General features: G+C 66.1%; 15 protein-coding genes. All 15 read left to right on the plus strand.

Annotated elements, in window-relative coordinates; genetic code table 11:
* The first annotated feature begins 221 nt into the window (after positions 1-221).
* The 15 genes from C8J25_RS19225 to cobA all read left to right on the plus strand — a co-directional run bounded on the left by C8J25_RS19225 (position 222) and on the right by cobA (position 18,563).
* Positions 222-3,251, plus strand: a complete 3,030-nt coding sequence (locus tag C8J25_RS19225) for a MobA/MobL family protein (RefSeq protein WP_167397778.1) — start codon at positions 222-224, stop codon at positions 3,249-3,251.
* A gap of 245 nt (positions 3,252-3,496) precedes the next feature.
* Positions 3,497-4,033: a hypothetical protein gene (locus C8J25_RS19230; protein WP_107955962.1), complete on the plus strand. Its 537-nt coding sequence runs from the start codon at positions 3,497-3,499 to the stop codon at positions 4,031-4,033.
* Positions 4,034-4,211: 178 nt separating this feature from the next.
* Positions 4,212-4,730, plus strand: coding sequence for a hypothetical protein (locus tag C8J25_RS19235; RefSeq protein WP_107955963.1), 519 nt, complete (start codon positions 4,212-4,214; stop codon positions 4,728-4,730).
* 169 nt (positions 4,731-4,899) lie between these two features.
* Positions 4,900-5,451, plus strand: coding sequence for a hypothetical protein (locus C8J25_RS19240; RefSeq protein ID WP_107955964.1), 552 nt, complete (start codon positions 4,900-4,902; stop codon positions 5,449-5,451).
* Complete coding sequence (locus C8J25_RS19245) at positions 5,448-5,717, plus strand: hypothetical protein (protein ID WP_146173420.1); 270 nt, start codon at positions 5,448-5,450, stop codon at positions 5,715-5,717. The genes C8J25_RS19240 and C8J25_RS19245 overlap by 4 nt, the downstream gene beginning before the upstream one ends.
* Positions 5,718-5,932: 215 nt before the next feature.
* Positions 5,933-6,457 (plus strand): hypothetical protein, encoded by a 525-nt coding sequence (locus C8J25_RS19250; RefSeq protein ID WP_167397779.1) that lies wholly within the window; start codon positions 5,933-5,935, stop codon positions 6,455-6,457.
* 734 nt (positions 6,458-7,191) lie between these two features.
* Positions 7,192-7,710 carry a hypothetical protein gene (locus C8J25_RS19255; protein WP_107955966.1) on the plus strand — a complete coding sequence of 173 codons (519 nt, stop codon included), beginning with the start codon at positions 7,192-7,194 and terminating at the stop codon, positions 7,708-7,710.
* A 1-nt stretch (position 7,711) separates the two neighbouring features.
* A complete protein-coding gene (locus C8J25_RS19260; RefSeq protein ID WP_107955967.1) occupies positions 7,712-8,371 on the plus strand; it encodes a hypothetical protein in 660 nt (219 codons plus the stop codon).
* Positions 8,372-8,614: 243 nt separating this feature from the next.
* Complete coding sequence (locus tag C8J25_RS19265) at positions 8,615-9,193, plus strand: ANTAR domain-containing response regulator (RefSeq protein WP_055876699.1); 579 nt, start codon at positions 8,615-8,617, stop codon at positions 9,191-9,193.
* Positions 9,193-10,407, plus strand: a complete 1,215-nt coding sequence (locus C8J25_RS19270; protein WP_107955968.1) for a CmpA/NrtA family ABC transporter substrate-binding protein — start codon at positions 9,193-9,195, stop codon at positions 10,405-10,407. Before C8J25_RS19265 ends, C8J25_RS19270 begins: the two co-directional genes overlap by 1 nt.
* 380 nt (positions 10,408-10,787) lie before the next feature.
* Positions 10,788-12,170 (plus strand): MFS transporter, encoded by a 1,383-nt coding sequence (locus C8J25_RS19280; protein WP_107955970.1) that lies wholly within the window; start codon positions 10,788-10,790, stop codon positions 12,168-12,170.
* Between the two features lie 38 nt (positions 12,171-12,208).
* Positions 12,209-14,710 carry a nitrite reductase large subunit NirB gene (gene nirB / locus C8J25_RS19285; RefSeq protein WP_107955971.1) on the plus strand — a complete coding sequence of 834 codons (2,502 nt, stop codon included), beginning with the start codon at positions 12,209-12,211 and terminating at the stop codon, positions 14,708-14,710.
* Positions 14,707-15,045: a nitrite reductase small subunit NirD gene (gene nirD / locus C8J25_RS19290; protein WP_175518279.1), complete on the plus strand. Its 339-nt coding sequence runs from the start codon at positions 14,707-14,709 to the stop codon at positions 15,043-15,045. Before nirB ends, nirD begins: the two co-directional genes overlap by 4 nt.
* A gap of 115 nt (positions 15,046-15,160) precedes the next feature.
* Positions 15,161-17,755 carry a nitrate reductase gene (locus C8J25_RS19295; protein ID WP_107955972.1) on the plus strand — a complete coding sequence of 865 codons (2,595 nt, stop codon included), beginning with the start codon at positions 15,161-15,163 and terminating at the stop codon, positions 17,753-17,755.
* Positions 17,745-18,563, plus strand: coding sequence for a uroporphyrinogen-III C-methyltransferase (cobA, locus tag C8J25_RS19300; RefSeq protein WP_082441130.1), 819 nt, complete (start codon positions 17,745-17,747; stop codon positions 18,561-18,563). The genes C8J25_RS19295 and cobA overlap by 11 nt, the downstream gene beginning before the upstream one ends.
* Positions 18,564-18,785: the final 222 nt, after the last annotated feature.

Genomic DNA, 18,785 nt, shown 5'->3' on the forward strand with positions numbered 1-18,785 from the left:
CAGGAAAGCCAGAAAGAGCTCGGGCGAGAAGGAGAAGTCCGCAGGGTAGAAGGTTCAGGCGCAACAATGCAGATTGGCGGGTCCCACTCTGCCGTGCGCCGCCGAAGCCCTCAATTCGAGGTGCCGGCGGTGTCCTCCAGCCTGACGGCATTCCGGAAGGCGAAGACGACTGTTCGTCGGGGGTATTGCCCTTTTGAGGCCGGTCCGGGACAATGTTTACCATGGCTGACCCGGAAATCAATGGCGAGGAACGCGCGGTATTCGCCCATCATGTGCAGGCGCTTCTGCGTCGGCAGCAGAAGGACGATCGCGATGCGATCGGCGCGACGTTAGGCCGCGCGCGCTTCCAGGTTCAGGGCGCAGACGGGCAGACCGCCAGTCCAACCAGGCGGGGTGGCAAGGCACAGGCCCACGAGCGCGTGGTCGGCTTCTTCACCGCCAGTCCGCTGACCGGCCGGGGTCGCCAGTCCGGCGGCTTCCGGGTGCCGCACTTCGACATGAAACCGATCACCCGGACCTACGCGCCAACGAGCGCCGGTGGTCACGTCCGTCGCGGTCACGAAGGTGCGGCGATGACGGCGGCTGCGCATTTCGACTATGTCACCAACGGCGCGAAGATCGGCATCGGCACGCATATCGACTATATCCGCCGCGAGACCGGACTGCAGGATCCGGCGGACGATCTCGTGCTCGATATGCTCGACGAGCAGGATTTGCGAAACGAGAAGAACCGGCTCGCCATCTTCAGCAACATACCCGGTGGCCTGACACGCCAGCGCAGCCTGTTCGAGGCGGCAGAACGCTACGAGTCCTTGCCCCGAACGCATCAGCTGATGGCGTCGACAGCGAGTGTCGAGGGCTTCGTAATGTTCGAGCGAATGGGCACGGCACCGGGTTGGCTGCGTGCGATGACCAGACGCCTGCGCGAGAAGCGTGACGAACTGGAACGCAAGGCAGCCAAAGCGCGCAAGACGTTCAGGCATCGCGAAGTCGCGGTTGCCGACGTGACGGAACAGGAGGCCTATGAGCGCCTTGCCTGGCTCGACCAACCTCCCGCCATCCTGGGCTTGTTTAGATGGAAACAGGGCCGCACTGGCCGCGTACAGCATCGCTTCGTCGGCGAACTGCCCGACGGCCTGTCGGCAAGGGATCGTCACGAGATTCTGACGCGGTTCTGCGGCACGCTCGATGCCGACGGCTGGATGGTGGTCGGCGCGATCCACCAACCCGATCAGCATAACGACCGCCGCAACTTCCACATCCATGTCGATGGGTATGACCGGCCAGCGCGGTGGCTGGACAAGGAAGGTAAGTGGGATTTCGACTATACCGAGCGCCGCAACGGAAAGCTCGTCCGGCCCTTCGCCCAGAACAAGGTGCGGTACGATGCGGCCATCGGCACGGACAGCTCGGGAAAGCCGAACATCGCGGCCATGATGCGTCACCGCTTCATTACGATCGTCAACGAGGTGGTCGGTGATCAGCCCGACATCGTTCGTTATCTGCACGGTACCTATGCCGACAACAACGTCGCGCTGACGCCGCTCGAGCATATGGGCAACCGAGCCGCCGGGCTGGAGCGCCGCGGGACCGTCACCGAAGTCGGATCGCGCAACGCGCGCAAGATCGTCGCCGACGAGGCCGCTGCTTGCGAGGCGCGGGCGACCGCCGCCGAAGCGGCGTTGAGCCATGAACTCGCGTTGACCCGATCGATACTGGCACAAAACCGCGACGCGCTCACTGCGCTCGAAGTTTACGAGGCGCTGGAACGTCGGCTCATCCGACGGCGGTTGCAGGCTGAACTTGCTGACGTCGTCGTTGCCATGGCCAGGTCGCGGGCCGACGCCGTGATCCGCGAGCTGACGCCCGAACCCGGTCGCCCGATCAAGGCGAAAGCCGGTGACGCCGATCTGCTCGCCGGCGCTCGAGATCATCTCGCCGAGGTCGAACGTCATAGCCCGTCACAAGCGGAGCGTGATGCCGAACGCCGTGAACTGGCCAGAACGCAGACGCGTGCCAACGCCGAGTGGAACATCGTTCAGGCAGCTACAGGGCAGTCGCCGCAGGATCGGGCCCATGAGCCTGTGATGGAGTACCGGGCACGGGATCGCGCACAAGCACCTCCTGCCACCGCGCCGTCGCGGTACGACGACCAGAAACGCAACCGCCTGAGCGCCTGGCTTGAAAAGCACGCGAGCGACCCGGCTCTCATATTGATTGAGGGTGACGAGATACGATTGGGTCGGTCGGCGCCGCTGGCAATCGACACACTGATGCGCCAATTTGCCGGTAGCCGTCCTGTTCAGCAGTTACTCTTGCCCGAGCGTGTGCGCCGTCAGGCTGATATTGCGAAAAGGGTCCGTAAAAAGCAGCCGGTCGAGACAATCTCGACGACAGCGTCTCCGATTATGATCCCGGTCGTAGAATGGGGGGTTCAACTGTTCGTCCCGGAACCGACACTTGAGGGGGCGATATCGTCATCGGGACAGGCGCCGATATGGTTAGCTGACGAGAGCTCTGTAAACGACGTGCCGCCCTCGCCCGGCCCCCATCTGCCAGATCGGCCGGCGGTCGAGATTACTACGGCGCGCGAAGAAGCGAAGATTGCCCGTCGAAAGATTCTGGCTGAAGCTGGGCGCAGCCGTAATGAAGCGTCTCTGAACGAGGCATGGGCACATTTGATCAGGAAAAGGGCGGCGATCACCTTGGATGGCGGTCGATACGCGATCGACCTGACAGGCCTTTCAGATCCGGAACGGCTGGCATTAATGCGTCCTGATTACGACAAGGAACTGCAAAGCCGGTTGCGCGAACTGCATGCCAAGCAAGAGCGCGAGCGACCTGTTTTGCCGCCGCACGTGGTTTCACCGGCAGCCCGAAAGGCTTGGGCGGCGATGGCGGCGCGACATCAGGATGTCTTCCCTTCCGGACCGCCTGCACAGATGCGAGCGGCCGTCGGGCTGCGCAGCGCCAAGCGCCTCGCCAATGCCCCGACGTTACGGGCCGCGAGAGCCATGGTTCCTGAGGCAATTGCCGGTATCACCCCGCGGGATTTGCTTGAAACCCATCAGGCCGGGTCAGTTGCTGACGTGACGACGGCGAAGCCAAACCGGCCGAGGCATATTGGCGACGTCAGCACTATCGAAAAGCAGGCGCAAACGCTCGCGCCATTCCCGGGCAAGGAAAAAGCGAAAGGCCGTTTGGAGCAGGTGGTTTTCGATCCCCGTGGCAAGGGGCCGCAGGAACGGTAGTCGTGGCCCGTGCTTCATCGACGCAGCGGCCCGGGAGCGGGGTAACCGCCTGCGTCGATCAAGCGCCCAAGGTCCGGGGTTTGCGCCGCCGTCACGGGGGCGCGCCTCCTTCCAGGACGGCGACGATAACACGGCCTGCCCGGCCGGAGACGGTTTGGAAGGTGCCTGGCGGCTGTGCCGTGAAGGCGAAATGATGGTGCGGGGTCGGCGAGCAGTCCGCCACTTCCGCGCAATGAGGAACTGCTATGTATATCGTAACGCGCGAGCGCGAGCTTGCCCGGGCGCGCGCCCTGTCCGGCGCGCTGGCCATCGCCGATCTCGCCGGCTGGCAGATCGACCGCTCGGTGCCGATCCTGCCGATGCCGTTTCGGAACTATCTCCACATCGCCACGGCCGAGCTGCTGCTGGTACCCTCGATCGAACCCTCGCGCGGCGATCTCGATACCGTCGAGCGCGGTACCCGCATCGCGCGGTGCGACGCGCTGGTCGTGAAGGCGTCGAGCGAAGGTAACCACACGTTGTACTGCGCGGTTGGCGAATGGCAGCGCCACGGCACCCTGTGGCACCATGCCCGCCGGCTGTGGCTGTCGAGCCGCAACGAAGCGTGGCTGGTCCCCGATCCGGACGAGCCCGATGAGAGTGACGCTGTGTTTCGCCTGACCGGCAGCCGCCTGCGTCCCATGGTCCCTGCGCGTCTGCCGGCGGCCAGCGCTGGTCGCAACTCCGCAGTCGGCCTGGCGCGTGGCGATGCCTATATCGCTGCCGTCTGGAGCCAGCGCTGACCAAGCCGCCTGCCGGATCGGTCAAGAGCTCGCAGGCGGCATGCCAACACCCTGAACACCATCCGCGGACGCATGCCGCGTGACGGCGGGAACCCGCGCGGTTCCCGCCAGCCTGCCGGGGGCCAAGGTCGAGAGGGAGTATGGTCCCCGAGCCGGGGATGAAAATCAGGAACAGGCTATGAGCATCCACAAAATCGAAACCGTCCGCCGCCACGTCGCCGCCGTCACGCAGATGCTGCTCTGCAACCGCACCATGAAGCCCGGCGCCGCAATCATCGCCGGCGATGCGCTCGGGATCGAAGGGCGCCTCGCCCTCGCCCACCAGGCGAACGTCAGCGGCCACGATCTGGTCTATCTGCATTTCGCCGACACGGCCGAAGGTTACGGCCTGACCACCATCTCGATCGTCGTCGCGCGGGACGGCATCTGTCTGGGCCAGACGGACTGCTGCCTGTACCTGCCCAAGGCCGGCGCGCGGGCGATGATCCTGCCGCAGGCCCATGTCCGCGGCCTCTTCCGGCTGTCGCCCGGCGAGTTGCTGCATATCGACCGCAAACCAGCCGATGCCGAGGACGGCATCGCACGAGCGCGCGCACGGCTCGCCAAACTGGTGTCGAGGGGGGTGAGCGTCGTTGGTCGCGCCGAGATCAACACCTACGCGCATGCAGCCTGCTACGGCGCACCTCAGTCAATCTGACGATAGACCGGGCACGACCAAAAAGGGGGCACTTCATTCTATAAAGCGCAGGACATGGTAAATTCGGACACCGGACATGAAATTTTCATCTGCGTGTCCGAAAACGTCGATCCGTCCGCTTTATAGAGTGAGGAAGGCTATCATCTCAGCCATCGCACCGACACCGCCTGTGGTTCACGATCTCGACGACTTCTACTGCGTCGCCGAGGTCAGCCAGATGCTGGACGCCCTGACCGAACCGGACTGGAGACGGCTGTTGCGGTCGTCTCATTATCTGGCGCACGGGCACCGCATTCTCGCGGCCGACCTGCGGCAGGAGGCCTTCGTCCGCTCGCTCGACGGCCGCCGCCGGTGCCGGCGAAGCTATGATGTCGTCAACTTCCTGATCGGTATCATGCGCAGCCTGACATCGCAGGAACGCGAGGCGGACCGCGACGGCCCGCGCGAAGTCGGCATCGATATGCTGTCGGTGGCGTCGGCCGCCCCATCGCCCGAGCAGGTCGGGCATGATGCGCTGCATTATCGTCGCACCATCGCTGCGGTCTTCGAAACGATCGGGTCCGATCCGAAGCTGGTCGCATTGCTGAACGCCGTCCTCGATGGTGTCAAAGGCGCCGACCTGCGGACGCGGTTGAAGGTCGATGCAAAGGGCCTCGCCTCGCTGCGCAAGCAATTGAAGCGCAAGCTGGCGAGCGCCGCCGTGAACAGGAGCGTACCGTGACCACCCAGACCAACGAACTAACACAGTTGCGTCGACTGGATGACTTTCTCGAGGGCGAGGAAATCGACCTCGATGATTTGCGCCAGGAGATCAACCGAGCACGACTGCGGGTGGGTTTGCCGCCCGCCCTGTCCGTCGATGCTGATCCGGACCTGACAACCGATCCGCGCGAGGACGTGCGCGTCTTTATTCAGGACATGCTGGACGAACGCGCCCCGGCCGATAGCGAGCGGGCAGACGATCCGCGCGATGGCGCGAACCGATGATCCTGCCGGTCGGCTACTTCATGATCCCGGCTTACCGACCGGGTGATATCGACGTCACGGCGATGGCGTTGCCGCTGCACCGGTAAGGCCGCAAAGAACTGGGATAGGGGGGAGATGGGCACGTCGAGCCCCGAAGGTCGATGAAATAAACAGACCCGAAGGTGCTTGTCCGAACCAGCCGGTTCGCGACGCTCAGCTCCGGAAAATCCAGACCTATGATCCCCCTGCTCAAGCCGGCGAACACGCTGCCGGGCGCGCTGCACTATTATGTTGCCGCCGAACTCCTCAAGAACCTGTCGATCATCACCTCATGGCCAGGCGGAGGGATGCCCGCTGATACCGTCATCCTGCCGGCAGCCCGCGTGATCCTGTCGTTCACCTGCGTGACCGGCCCCATGTTCCGGAACAAGGTTCATGACCTTGCCTGCGACTCCGCGATCGATGTCATCCTGCTGCGGTGTTGCCTGACGCCCGGTGACATCCTGCCGGTCACGGCCGATGTCACGCTGGCAGGCGGCGGCCTTGCCCCCTTCGACATGCATGACCTCAGCCTCTACCGTCACCTCGATCGCAAGCTCTGGCTGGTTCCGGAAGCCTTTGGCGGCGCGATCCGGCTCGGGCACGGCGGTGCCGAGCTGTGCCTGGTACCGCCCTATGAAACGCTCGTCGAACGCGCCGACGGCATCTACCGCTCCGCCAGCGAGCTTGCCGCCCTGCTCTATCCGTCGAAAACGAACTGATGGTCGGCCACGGCACGCCGCGCCACCGAACAGGACGTCAGCGTCTGGATCGCTTGCGGCTGACGCTTCCGGGACGCGCGCGCCGTTCAAGGGCCAAGGCGGTCGGCGCTATGCCGCCGCTGATGCGGCGGATGATAATCCTCGTCGTCGTCGCGCTTATCGTTTCCGCAAGCCTGGGCGTCAGGTGGCAAAATCAGCGGGGCGGCGGCGGTACGCGGATCGCGTTCGCCGTCGCTCGAACGATCTGCCCGACCGCAGCCGGGTTCACGAAGCGTGCAAGCGTCGCAGCAGGCGCCCGCGCGATCGACCGGGCAGCACTGCGACGCCTCGTGGATCTGGTCTCGAGCGGGTCTAGGTGTACCGCCCTGCCCCGGCGATCCCCGGATCGGCGGGTTAAAACCTGCTGAACGCCGAGCGTAGCTCGTGCACCTCGCAGCTTCGGGAAGATCGACACCGCCTTCCTCGAACGCCCGCCCGCACGGGCGCAATAGAGGCACTGCCCGGTGCGTCGGTACGCACGCACCGGGCAGCGACGACGCGAGACGGGCGGAAACGACGCCGATCTCGCTTACCAGCAGATGCTGGCCGCCCGTCACGGGCGGTAAGGCAGGTAGCGCAGGACCGGCGACGGGCCGCCCCTGCCGGGGGAGTTGGGAATGGAAGCACGTCTCCTGAGAGCCGGATGAAATGAAGGCTGGAGAGCGAGACGAACTCCAAAAAAAGGCACACGATCAATGAACACCACGAACCAGACGGCGGACACCATCGCGCGCGTCGCCCCTTCGCTCGTCCGCGAAACGCGCGTAGCGCATGACAACCTCTTGAGGCAGGTGCAGCAGCGCGACGCCGAACCGGTCTATCACTACAGCATCATCAAGAACGTCGGCCACGTTCAGCTGGCGATCTCGACCTCCTATATCCCGGTCGACGACGAGACGGTTCATCAGACCCTGGGCGACGGCCGCGGCCATATCCTCATCGCGTCGTCGGTACCGCACCGCCGGCTCGCGCGGCCGGTCTTCGACATCGTCACGCGTCGCAGCGGACAGATCAAGCGCCGTAGCGGCTATCGGCTCTGGCTGGCCGCCGACGGTGACAGCGCCCTGCTTCCGGACCAGCCGGGTCGCCCGGTGTGGCGGGTGGTTGGCACCACCCTGGTGCGGGCGAAGGCTACGCGCCTGAACGAGGCCGAACGTCGCGAGGGATTTGCACGGGCCGACCGCATGCTCCGCCGTGTCGCGCGGGACGCCTGAGATGGCCCGCAAGGTAACGAACGCCGCGAAACCCGCGGCATCAGACGCCGGAACGGCAGTTCCTGCCGCACCTGGCGCGAGTGTTCCGGCCGCGACCCGCGACTATGCCAGCCAGGGACCATTCGCTGGCGACCTCGACGGCAGCTTCGGGATAATCCCGTGCACCTTCAAGTGCAGGCCCAACCGCATGGTCGATGTCGTCCACCGCCGCCTGGTCCAGTTCGGTCGACCGATGGTCGAGCCCTTGGCGCCGACCTGCACCCGCTTCGACGTGATACTGCCGCCGCATGCGCCTGACGCGTGTTACGATCCGCTAGTGCTGGCACGGTTGATCGATGCGCAGCGCATGCCCGACCAGCAGGATCTCGCGATCCTGATCACGCTGCGCTTCGAGCACCATGCCCTGCTCCATCGGGGCTGGGAACTGGCCCGCGGCTTCGCGCTTCGGTGCCTCGCCACCGAGCGAGATACGCCGGTTGTTGCGGCGATGCATGTGCCGCAGGTCGCAGGCCGAAAGCTCAAGCCTCACGTCCACCTGATCGCCTCGTCGCGGCGTATCCTCGGCTCGAACTGCGCCGACTTTGTCACCGACCTGCTGAGTGCCGACGCAAAGGCGAATGCCGCCAAGCTGTGGTCCGACTGGTGTGCCGCGCACGCCTGATCGCCGCCCTGCTTTCATCGCGACCTTCACCCCTGGCGAGCATAGTCTCGCCGGGGGTGTCGGGGGGCGGCATGCCAATCGACTAACGGGTCGGTGGATTGCAAACCTTGCAGCAACTGTCGGCCGCATGGCCCCATACCCGGACGTTCGCGCTCCGTTCGCCGCTCCCCAACTTCAGACACTCATTCATCTCTGTGCGGGTGTCCCCTCGCCATGAGGATCGGTGCAGCATAAGACTGCGTGATGCGGATCGCGATCATCGACACAAGCACGACGCGTGCTGCGATCATTTCGGAAGGCCTGCGTGAGGCCGGCCTCGACGATATCGTCGTTATCGACGGCATGCTCGGGATGGTTGCGGCGTTGGAGAAGGCAGCGCCCGAAGTGGTGCTGATCAACCTCGAGAATCCAAGCCGCGACGTGCTCGAGGAGTTCTTTGCCGTATCGCGCGCCCTCGCCCGACCGATTGCGATGTTCGTCGATCAAAGTGACGCAGAGTCCACGAACGCGGCGGTTGATGCAGGCGTGTCTGCCTATATCGTCGACGGGCTCGCCAAGCAGCGGATCAAGCCGGTCATCGACCTCGCGATCCGCCGGTTCCAAGCGTTCGCGCGATTGCAGGCGGAACTGCACGAAGCTCGCAGCGCACTCGCCGATCGCACCACCGTCGACCGCGCCAAGGCGATCCTGATGAAGCGCCGCGGCATCGACGAACCGACCGCGTACGGCCTGCTCCGCGCGCAGGCGATGCGATCCAACCGGCGGATCGCCGAGATCGCCGACGCGATCATCACCAGCGACGCGCTCATGGGAGATTTGTGATGGCGCTCGACCGGGTTCGCATCGGTTTCCTCCCGCTCGTCGATGCGGCGCTGCCGATCCTTGCGCGCGAACGGGGGTTCGCGGAGGCTGAAGGACTGGAGATCGAACTCGTCCGCGACATGACCTGGGCGACGGTGCGCGATCGGCTGTTGTACGGGCATACCGACGCCGCGCACATGGTCGCGCCGCTGGCGATCGCGACGGCTTTGGGCCGTGGGCGGCCGGCGGTGGCGATGGCGGTACCGTTCGTGCTGGGGCTCAACGGCAATGCGATCACGCTATCGCTGCCGCTCGCGGCGCAGGTGATGGACGGCGACGCGCTCGGCGATCCGGTGGTGCTGGGTGCGCGACTGAAGGCAGTCGCGACCGAGTGTGCCGCGACGGGGCGGCGGTTGCGGTTCGGCGTGGTGCATCGCTATTCTAGCCATAACTACATGCTGCGCTACTGGCTCGCGGCGGTCGGCATCCGCCCGGATACCGACGTCGAGATCGTCACGACCAGCCCGACCTTCGCTGCCGATGCGTTGGCGGCGGGCGAAGTCGATGGCATCTGCGTCGGCGAGCCGTGGAATGGCGTCGCGGTCGATCGCGGCGTCGGGCGGATCGCGCTGGTAACGGCGCAGGTCTGGCAGCGTGGCGTCGAGAAGGTGCTGGCGATGCGCGCCGCGACGCTGGCCGAGCGTGGCGACGTCGTCCACCGGCTGATCCGTGCACTGCACGCTGCCGCCGCGCAGTTCGTCGATCCGGACACGCTTGTGGAGAATGCGGCGATTCTTGCTCGCGCGGAGTATCTCGATGCCCCGGTCGATGCGGTGGCGCGGGCGGTCGGCGACCGGGTGCGGCTGGTTAAGGATGCCGTGCCCATCCACGTTCCCGACTTCATGTTCCAGTACCGCGAGGCGGCGAACTTCCCATGGCGCAGTCAGGCGGCGTGGCTGTATTCGCAGATGGTACGCTGGGATGGCACGCCGTTCTCGGCCGAGGAGGCGGACGCCGCGCAAGGGGTTTTTCGTCCTGACGTGTATCGCGCCGCGCTGGCGGGCTCAGGCGCGCCACTGCCCAATGCGAGCTCGAAGCTGGAGGGTGCGATCGGCGCTGACAGCATTGGCGCGGGCTCTACGCAAGGACGGCTGATCCTGGGGCGCGATGCGTTCTTCGATCGTCGCGCGTTCGACCCGGATGATATCGAGGGGTATCTGGCTGGATTGCCCTGAAACTCTCTTCTCCCCTCCCTGGGGAGGGGTTGGGGGTGGGTCGGACGGCTTGAGCCGCTTCGGTTCGGACATGCGGAAGCCGACCTACCCCCTGCCCCTCCCTTTCAGGGAGGGGTGTTTTAGCGGTCAATCGCCCCGCCAAACCCAAATCTGCTGCACCCGCGAAATGATGCTTGCGCGATACGGCCACTTCGGTCATCTTCGCATTGTCCGGCGAGGGAGTCGGACACGAAATCATCGCGAGACTGGTTCCAACGAGGGGACCTGACCGCGTAGGACGATCCACCGATCGTCCATAGGCAACGAAGCCGCTCCGATGCGTCCGCAAGGTCGCCGTCGGGGCGGCTTTTTCTTTGTCCATCGCAGATGGGGAACCGACCATGTTGTTCGCATCACCAGGTATCGACACCGCCGCGCCGAAAGCCACCAGGATCGACCTGTTCAGCGCCACCACGCCGCAGATGCGCGCGTTCCACGTCACGTGGCTCGCGTTCTTCGTGTGCTTCTTCGCATGGTTCGCCGCCGCGCCGTTGATGCCGCTGATCAAGGCCGAGTTCGGCCTCAACAAGGATCAGATTGCCAACATCAACATCGCCGCGGTCGCGGTAACGATTCTGGTGCGGCTGGTGGTCGGGCCGCTCTGCGACCGGTTCGGCCCCCGGCGCACCTATACGTGGCTGCTGCTGATCGGTGCGATCCCGGTGTTCGGGCTGGCGTTCGCGCAGACCTACGAGACGTTCCTGTTCTTCCGCCTCGCGATCGGTGCGATCGGCGCATCGTTCGTGATCACGCAATATCATACCAGCGTAATGTTCGCGCCCAACGTGGTTGGTACCGCGAACGCGACCGTCGGCGGCTGGGGCAATGCCGGTGGCGGCGCGGCGCAGAGCCTGATGCCGCTGGTCGTCGCGGCGCTGGTCGGCCTAGGCGTCGAGCACGCGTTCGGCTGGCGCGCGGCGATGTTCGTGCCGGGTGTCGCGATGGTCGCGATGGCGTTCGTCTACGCGCGCTACACGCAGGATACGCCGCAGGGCGACATCGTCGACCTCCGCGCCGCGGGCATCGAACTCGAGGGCGGCAAGGCTACGGGCATGGCGATCTTCCGCCGCGCCGCCGCCAATTACCGCACCTGGATGCTGGCTGCGACCTATGGCGCGTGCTTCGGGGTTGAGATCTTCATCCACAACATCGCGGCGAGTTACTACGTCGATCGGTTCGGGCTTTCGCTGACCAACGCGGGACTGGCAGCAGGGATCTTCGGTGGCCTCGCGCTGTTCGCCCGTGCGCTCGGCGGGATCGCGAGCGACCGGATCGCGCTCAGCAAAGGCCTAGATGGCCGCGCGCTGCTGTTGTCCGCGCTGATGCTCGGTGAAGGCGTCGGGCTGGTGCTGTTCGGTCATGCCGGCAGCGTGACGCTCGCGATACTGGCGATGACGATGTTCGGGCTGTTCACGCACATGGCGTGCGGCGCGACCTATGCGCTGGTGCCGTTCATCGACCGCAAGGCGCTGGGCGGTGTCGCCGGGCTGATCGGCGCGGGCGGCAATATCGGCGCGGTCGCGGCGGGGTTCCTCAACAAAGCGTCGGCCACCCCGCAGCAATGTCTCATCGTGCTCGGCTACGTCGTCGCAGGCACCGCGGTCTGCGCGCTCGCCGTCCGCTTCTCCGCCACGCACAAATCGAACGAGCGCGCGCTGCTCGACGCGGCGCTCGACGCACGCCGCACCAGCGACCGCTCGGTCAACGGCGCGCTCCCCGCATGACCCTCCCTTCCCCGGCTCCAACCCGACTGGACGATCTGATGGAACACCAAACCCCCTGCCCCGACACCCCCTTTTCCAAGCGGCGCGAGCACCTCGTCGTGATCGGCAACGGCATGGCCGGCTGTCGCGCGGTCGAGGAACTGATCGCACGCGACCCTACCCGGTACCGCGTGACGATCTTCGGCGCCGAGCCGCATGTGAATTACAACCGCATCATGCTGTCGCCGGTGCTGGCGGGCGAGAAGACGTTCGAGCAGATCGTCATCAACGATCACGCCTGGTACGCGACCAACACGATCGAACTCGTGACCAGCGACCCGGTGCAGGCGATCGACCGCGTGGCCAAGACCGTCACCGCGCGCTCCGGCCTGACGGTATCGTACGACCGGCTTCTGATCGCGACCGGCTCCGATCCGTTCATAATCCCCGTCCCCGGCAACGACCTGCCCGGCGTGATCTCGTTCCGCGACATGGCGGACGTCGACCACATGCTGGAGGCTGCGGGCAAGGGTGGAGCGGCGGTCGTCATCGGCGGCGGGCTGCTCGGGCTGGAGGCCGCACACGGGCTCACGCTGCGCGGGATGAAGGTCACGGTGATCCACCTGATGCCGACACTGATGGAGCGGCAGCTCGACGAGGCGGCGGGGTGGCTGCTCAAGTCGGCGCTGGAATCGCGCGGTCAGGTGATCCTCACCGAAGCGAATACCGCCGAGATCGTCGGCGATACCCGCGTCGAGGGCGTGCTGCTCAAGGATGGCACGCTGATCCCCGCCAGCCTCGTCGTCATGGCGGTCGGCATCCGTCCCTCGGTCGCGCTCGCGCGCGACGCCGGGCTGGAGATCGGCCGCGGGATCAAGGTCGACGACCACATGGTCACCAGCGACGCGTCGATCCTGGCGGTCGGCGAATGCGTCGAGCATGACGGCAACGTCTACGGTCTCGTCGCGCCCCTGTGGGACATGTGCCGCGCGCTCGCCGATGGGCTGACCGACAGTCACAGCGGCTATCGCGGATCGGTGACCTCGACCAAGCTGAAGGTCGCCGGGCTCGACGTGTTCTCGGCGGGCGATTTCTCCGGTGGTGCAGGCGCGGAGGACATCGTCTTGCGCGATGCGTCGCGCGGCATCTACAAGCGCGTCGTGGTCAAGGACGACCGGATAGTCGGCGCGGTGCTGTACGGCGACACGACCGATGGCGGCTGGTATTTCGATCTGCTCAAGCGGGCGGAAGACATCGCGCCGATCCGCGACATGCTGATCTTCGGCCAGTCGTTCGCCTCGGGAGGAGGCACCGCGGACCCTAAGGCGGCCGTTGCGGCGCTCTCCGACGATGCGGAGATCTGCGGCTGCAACGGCGTCACAAAGGGCAAGGTCGTGGCGTGCATCGGCGCCGGCAACGCGACGCTCGACGCGGTCCGCGCGACCTGCAAGGCGTCGGCATCGTGCGGATCGTGCACCGGACTGGTCGAGACGCTGCTCGCGGTCACGCTGGGCGACGAGTATTCGGGCGAACGTTCGGTGAAGACGATGTGCAAATGCACCAGCTTCGGCCACGACGACGTCCGCCGCGAGATCGTCGCGCAGAGCATGCGATCGATCCCCGAAGTCATGCAGAAGATGAGCTGGTCGACGCCCGACGGATGTTCGTCGTGCCGGCCTGCGCTCAATTACTATCTGCTCTGCGCATTGCCGGGCGACTACAAGGACGACCAGCAGAGCCGCTACGTCAACGAGCGCGTGCATGCCAACATCCAGAAGGACGGCACCTATTCTGTCGTGCCGCGGATGTGGGGCGGGCTCACCAACCCGCGCGAGCTGCGCGCGATCGCCGATGTCGTCGAGAAATACGACGCGCCGATGGTCAAGGTGACGGGCGGCCAGCGGCTCGACATTTTCGGGATCAAGAAGGAGGATCTCCCCGCGGTCTGGGCCGATCTCAACGCCGCCGGGATGGTCAGCGGGCATGCATACGGCAAGTCGTTGCGCACCGTGAAGACCTGCGTCGGCTCGGACTGGTGCCGGTTCGGGACGCAGGATTCGACCGGGCTCGGCGTCAAGGTCGAGCGGATGACCTGGGGCAGTTGGATGCCGCACAAGTTCAAGATCGCGGTCAGCGGCTGCCCGCGCAACTGCGCCGAGGCGACGATCAAGGATTTCGGCGTGGTGTGCGTCGACAGCGGCTACGAGCTGTCGGTCGGCGGCAATGGCGGGATCAAGGTCCGCGCGACCGACTTCCTGTGCAAGGTCGCGACCGAGGAAGAGGCGATGCATTACTGCGCCGCGTTCATCCAGTTGTACCGCGAGGAGGCGCGCTATCTGGAGCGCACCGCGCCGTGGATCGAGCGCATCGGCGTCGAGTATATTCGAGAACGGATCGCCGAGGACCCGGAGGGTCGCGATGCGCTGGCGGCACGGTTCCTGTTCTCGCAGCAATTCACGCAGGACGATCCGTGGGCGGCACGCGCGGCGGGGGAGCATCGCGAGCAGCATGCGCCGATGGCGCGGTTCACGCCTCTGGACGCATCGAGGGAAATGGCATGATCGGCGAATGGCTCGATATCGGCTGGGTCGACGAGATCCCGGTCCGCGGCAGCCGCACGGTGCAGGTCACCGGCGGCGACGACATTGCGGTGTTCCGCACCGGCGACGGCAAGGTCTTCGCGCTTGCGGACCGGTGCCCGCACAAGGGTGGGCGACTGTCGCAGGGCATCGTGCACGGCGGCGCGGTGGCGTGCCCGCTGCACAACTGGCGGATCGCGCTGGATACGGGCGAGGCGCTGGGCGAGGACAAGGGGTGTACGCCGGTGATCCCAGTGAAGGTGTCGGGGGGCCGGGTTTTGCTCTGCCGCACCTCAACCATGAAAGCCGCCGCATGAGCGCGCCACTGCTCCCTCTCCCCTCCGGGGAGAGGGCCGGGGTGAGGGTTTGGGGCGTGTGCTGGCCTTCCCAACTACCCCTCACCCAACCCTCTCCCCAATTGGGAGAGGGCTAATGGCCTCCGTTCGCACGACGTGCGCGTATTGCGGTGTCGGCTGCGGTATCCTCGCGACCCCGACCGGGGAGCGGTCCGTCACGATCAAGGGCGACCCTGACCACCCCGCCAATTCCGGCAAGCTCTGCTCGAAGGGTACGCATCTCGGCGAAACGATCGGACTCGAAGGCCGCCTGCTGACCCCCATGATCGGCCAGCGTCGCGCATCCTGGGACAAGGCGCTCGACCTCGTCGCGAAACGCTTCCGCGACACGATCGCACAGCACGGCCCGAACAGCGTCGCGTTCTATGTCTCCGGACAACTGCTCACCGAGGACTATTACGTCGCCAACAAGCTGATGAAGGGCTTCATCGGCTCGGCCAACATCGACACCAATTCGCGGCTTTGCATGGCGAGCGCAGTCGCGGGCCACATGCGCGCGTTCGGCGAGGACATCGTGCCCGCGAGCTACGACGATCTCGACGCCGCCGACCTGATCGTGCTGGTCGGGTCGAACACCGCCTGGTGCCATCCGATCGTCTATCAACGCATCCGCGCGCGCTGCGACGCCGGCGCCAAGCTCGTCGTGATCGACCCGCGCCGGACCGAGACCGCGGACGAGGCGGACCTTCATCTTGCAATCCGCCCCGGCACCGACGTCGCGCTGATGAACGGCCTGCTCGCGTGGTGTCGCGACGCGGGCGTGGTCGACTACGACTATCTCGCCGCGCATGTCGCGACGCCCGATGCGTTCTGGGACCAGTTCGACGAGGGCAGCGACCTGTGGTCGGTCGCGCGCATCTGCGATGTTCCGCCGCAGGATCTCAGGCGCTTCTTCGAACTGTTCGCCGCAACGCCGAAGACCGTGACGATGTTCAGCCAGGGTGTGAACCAGTCGCTGTCGGGCACCGATCAGGTCAACGCGATCACCAACCTGCACCTCGCCACCGGCCGCATCGGCAAGCAGGGTGCAGCCCCCTTCTCGATCACAGGCCAACCCAATGCGATGGGCGGGCGCGAGGTCGGCGGGCTCGCGTCGAGCCTCGCCGCGCACATGGATTTCGCGCCCGAGAACGTAGCCCGCGTCGGCCGGTTCTGGGCCGCGCCCAACATGGCGACCAAGCCGGGGCTGAAGGCGGTCGACCTGTTCCGCGAACTCGGCAACGGCCGGATCAAGGCGCTGTGGGTGATGGCGACCAACCCCGCGGTGTCGATGCCCGACGCCGGCCGCGTGCGCGAGGCGCTGGCGGCATGCCCATTCGTCGTCGTCTCCGACGTGATCGAGACGACCGACACATCGGTCCACGCGCACGTCCGCCTGCCCGCCGCGGCATGGGGGGAGAAGGACGGCACCGTCACCAATTCGGACCGCACGATCAGCCGCCAGCGCGCGTTCATGGCCGCGCCCGGCGACGCAAAACCGGATTGGTGGATCATCTCCGAAGTCGGGCGGCGGATGGGCTGGAAGACGGCATTCTCCTACGACCGCCCCGCCGAGATCTGGCGCGAGCATTGCCGGCTGTCGTCCTATGAGAATAACGGCACGCGGCTGTTCGCGCTTCCCGGTCATACCGCCAAGGGCAATGCGGAATACGATGCGATGATGCCGTTCCGTTGGGGCGGCGCACCCTTCGCGGACGGCCGGTTCTCGACTCCCGATGGCCGTGCCCGCCTCGTGCCAGTGGCGCAAAGGCCGGTTGCCGCACCACTCGCCCCATGGCCGATGACACTCAATACCGGGCGCTACCGCGACCAGTGGCATACGATGACCCGTACCGGCCTGTCGCCCAAACTCGCGCGCCACCGCGAGGAGCCGCTGGTCGAGATTCACCCCCACGACGCGGTACGGCTTGGGATCGTGGATGGCGGCCTTGCGCGCGTACTCACGCCGCAGGGCGACAGCCTCTTCCGCGCGAGCGTCGTCGCGACGCAGCGGATCGGCGAGCTGTTCGTACCGATCCACTGGACAGACCGCACCGCGACCGGCGGCCGTGCCGGGCTGCTGCCTCGCCCGCTAGCCGACCCTGTCTCGGGTCAGCCGGGCTTCAAAACCACGCCCGTTCGGATCGAGCCCGTCGCGACTGAATGGCGCGGCTTCGTCGTGGTCCGCGGCGAACTGGCGACGCGCCCCGATTGCCTGTGGGCGACGCGCGTCGCGGTACCGGGTGGAACGGCGTGGGACATGGCGGGCAACGGCGACGCCGCCGCACTCGACGCGTTGCTGCCGAAGGGCCAGCGGATCGAGGCGGTCGATGCGGCTCGGGGCTCCCGCCGGATCGCAATATTGGAGGGCGGCAAGCTCGCCGCAGTGCTGTTCGTGACCCGGGACGGTGCACTTCCGCCCCGCGACTGGCTCGTTGCACAACTGAGCAAGGCCATCGCCGCACCCACCCTACTCGCCGGCCGCGCGCCGGGCGTGCAGATCGACCGTGGCCCGATCGTCTGCGCGTGCTTCGACGTCGGGCTGAAGGCCATCCTCGCCGCGATCGCCGACCAGCATCTCGCCGACGTCCACGCGATCGGGGCTGCGCTGAAAGCCGGCACCAATTGTGGATCCTGCCGCCCTGCCCTCGCCAAACTCCTCGTCACGCAAGGATCAGCAAATGTCGCATGATTTCACGCCCGGTTCGGTCTGGCTGGTCGGTGCCGGCCCCGGCGATCCCGACCTTCTCACGCGGAAAGCCGAGCGGCTGATCGCGGCGGCCGACGTCGTGTTCTACGACGCGCTGGTCGGCCCGGGCGTCCTTGCGCTCATCCCCGCCCGCACCGAAGTCGTGAGTGTCGGCAAGCGATCGGGGCGACATTCGAAGGATCAGGTCTCGATCAACGTCTTGCTCGCCAGGGCAGCGCGCGCGGGCAAGCGCGTCGTCCGGCTCAAGGGCGGAGATCCGTCGATCTTCGGCCGCTCGACCGAAGAGCTCGACCACCTCGCCGCCAACGGCATCACGGTGCGGATCTGCCCCGGCATCACCGCCGCCAGCGCCGCTGCGGCGTCGGGTGGCGCCTCGCTGACGCTGCGCGGCCTCGCACGAAAGCTGACGTTCGTCACGGCACACGCCCGCGCCGGCGAAGCGCTCGATCTTGACTGGACCGCGCTCGCCGCGTCCGATGCCACGCTCGCAATCTACATGGGCCGCGCCGCCGCCGCCGAAGTCTCGCGCAACCTGATCGCCGCCGGTCGCGCGCCCGACACGCCGGTGATGGTCGCGGTCAACGTTTCGCTTCCGACCGAACGCATCATTCGAGGTCGATTGTCTGCGCTCGCCTTCCTGGTCGAAACGATAAGCGATTGCGATCCATCTCTGCTGCTGATCGGCGAAGCCGTCGCTGCGGCACCCAACGAAGGCACGGGGTATTCCGGATTGCTATCGACAGTGGCAGCTCGTGTGAATCAGATGTTGCCCGAGGGCAGTTTGCACTGAGAACTGACGATCTCTCTTGGCGACTGGGACTTCCGGAATTGGGGGATCTACCACGAGCCGGCGTAGTACTCTGCTGCCTGCTCGGCAGGTGGTTGGGGTATGCGCTCCCGGTGGGTTGGGTAGCACTGACCCATGTGTGGACGGCCCTCCGTTGGCAAGCTTGAACAGTCGCGTTGCAATGCTGGTTGGTGCGGCCATGTGTCCGACCTGTTAGTGCGGCTC

The organism is Sphingomonas faeni (assembly GCF_003053745.1).
Classification (GTDB): domain Bacteria; phylum Pseudomonadota; class Alphaproteobacteria; order Sphingomonadales; family Sphingomonadaceae; genus Sphingomonas; species Sphingomonas faeni.

Coding starts and splice junctions, on each gene's coding strand:
- C8J25_RS19225 (WP_167397778.1), top strand. CDS start 222: ATGGCTGACCCGGAAATCAATGGCGAGGAACGCGCGGTATTCGCCCAT.
- C8J25_RS19230 (WP_107955962.1), top strand. CDS start 3,497: ATGTATATCGTAACGCGCGAGCGCGAGCTTGCCCGGGCGCGCGCCCTG.
- C8J25_RS19235 (WP_107955963.1), top strand. CDS start 4,212: ATGAGCATCCACAAAATCGAAACCGTCCGCCGCCACGTCGCCGCCGTC.
- C8J25_RS19250 (WP_167397779.1), top strand. CDS start 5,933: ATGATCCCCCTGCTCAAGCCGGCGAACACGCTGCCGGGCGCGCTGCAC.
- C8J25_RS19255 (WP_107955966.1), top strand. CDS start 7,192: ATGAACACCACGAACCAGACGGCGGACACCATCGCGCGCGTCGCCCCT.
- C8J25_RS19260 (WP_107955967.1), top strand. CDS start 7,712: ATGGCCCGCAAGGTAACGAACGCCGCGAAACCCGCGGCATCAGACGCC.
- C8J25_RS19265 (WP_055876699.1), top strand. CDS start 8,615: ATGCGGATCGCGATCATCGACACAAGCACGACGCGTGCTGCGATCATT.
- C8J25_RS19270 (WP_107955968.1), top strand. CDS start 9,193: ATGGCGCTCGACCGGGTTCGCATCGGTTTCCTCCCGCTCGTCGATGCG.
- C8J25_RS19280 (WP_107955970.1), top strand. CDS start 10,788: ATGTTGTTCGCATCACCAGGTATCGACACCGCCGCGCCGAAAGCCACC.
- nirB (WP_107955971.1), top strand. CDS start 12,209: ATGGAACACCAAACCCCCTGCCCCGACACCCCCTTTTCCAAGCGGCGC.
- nirD (WP_175518279.1), top strand. CDS start 14,707: ATGATCGGCGAATGGCTCGATATCGGCTGGGTCGACGAGATCCCGGTC.
- C8J25_RS19295 (WP_107955972.1), top strand. CDS start 15,161: ATGGCCTCCGTTCGCACGACGTGCGCGTATTGCGGTGTCGGCTGCGGT.
- cobA (WP_082441130.1), top strand. CDS start 17,745: ATGTCGCATGATTTCACGCCCGGTTCGGTCTGGCTGGTCGGTGCCGGC.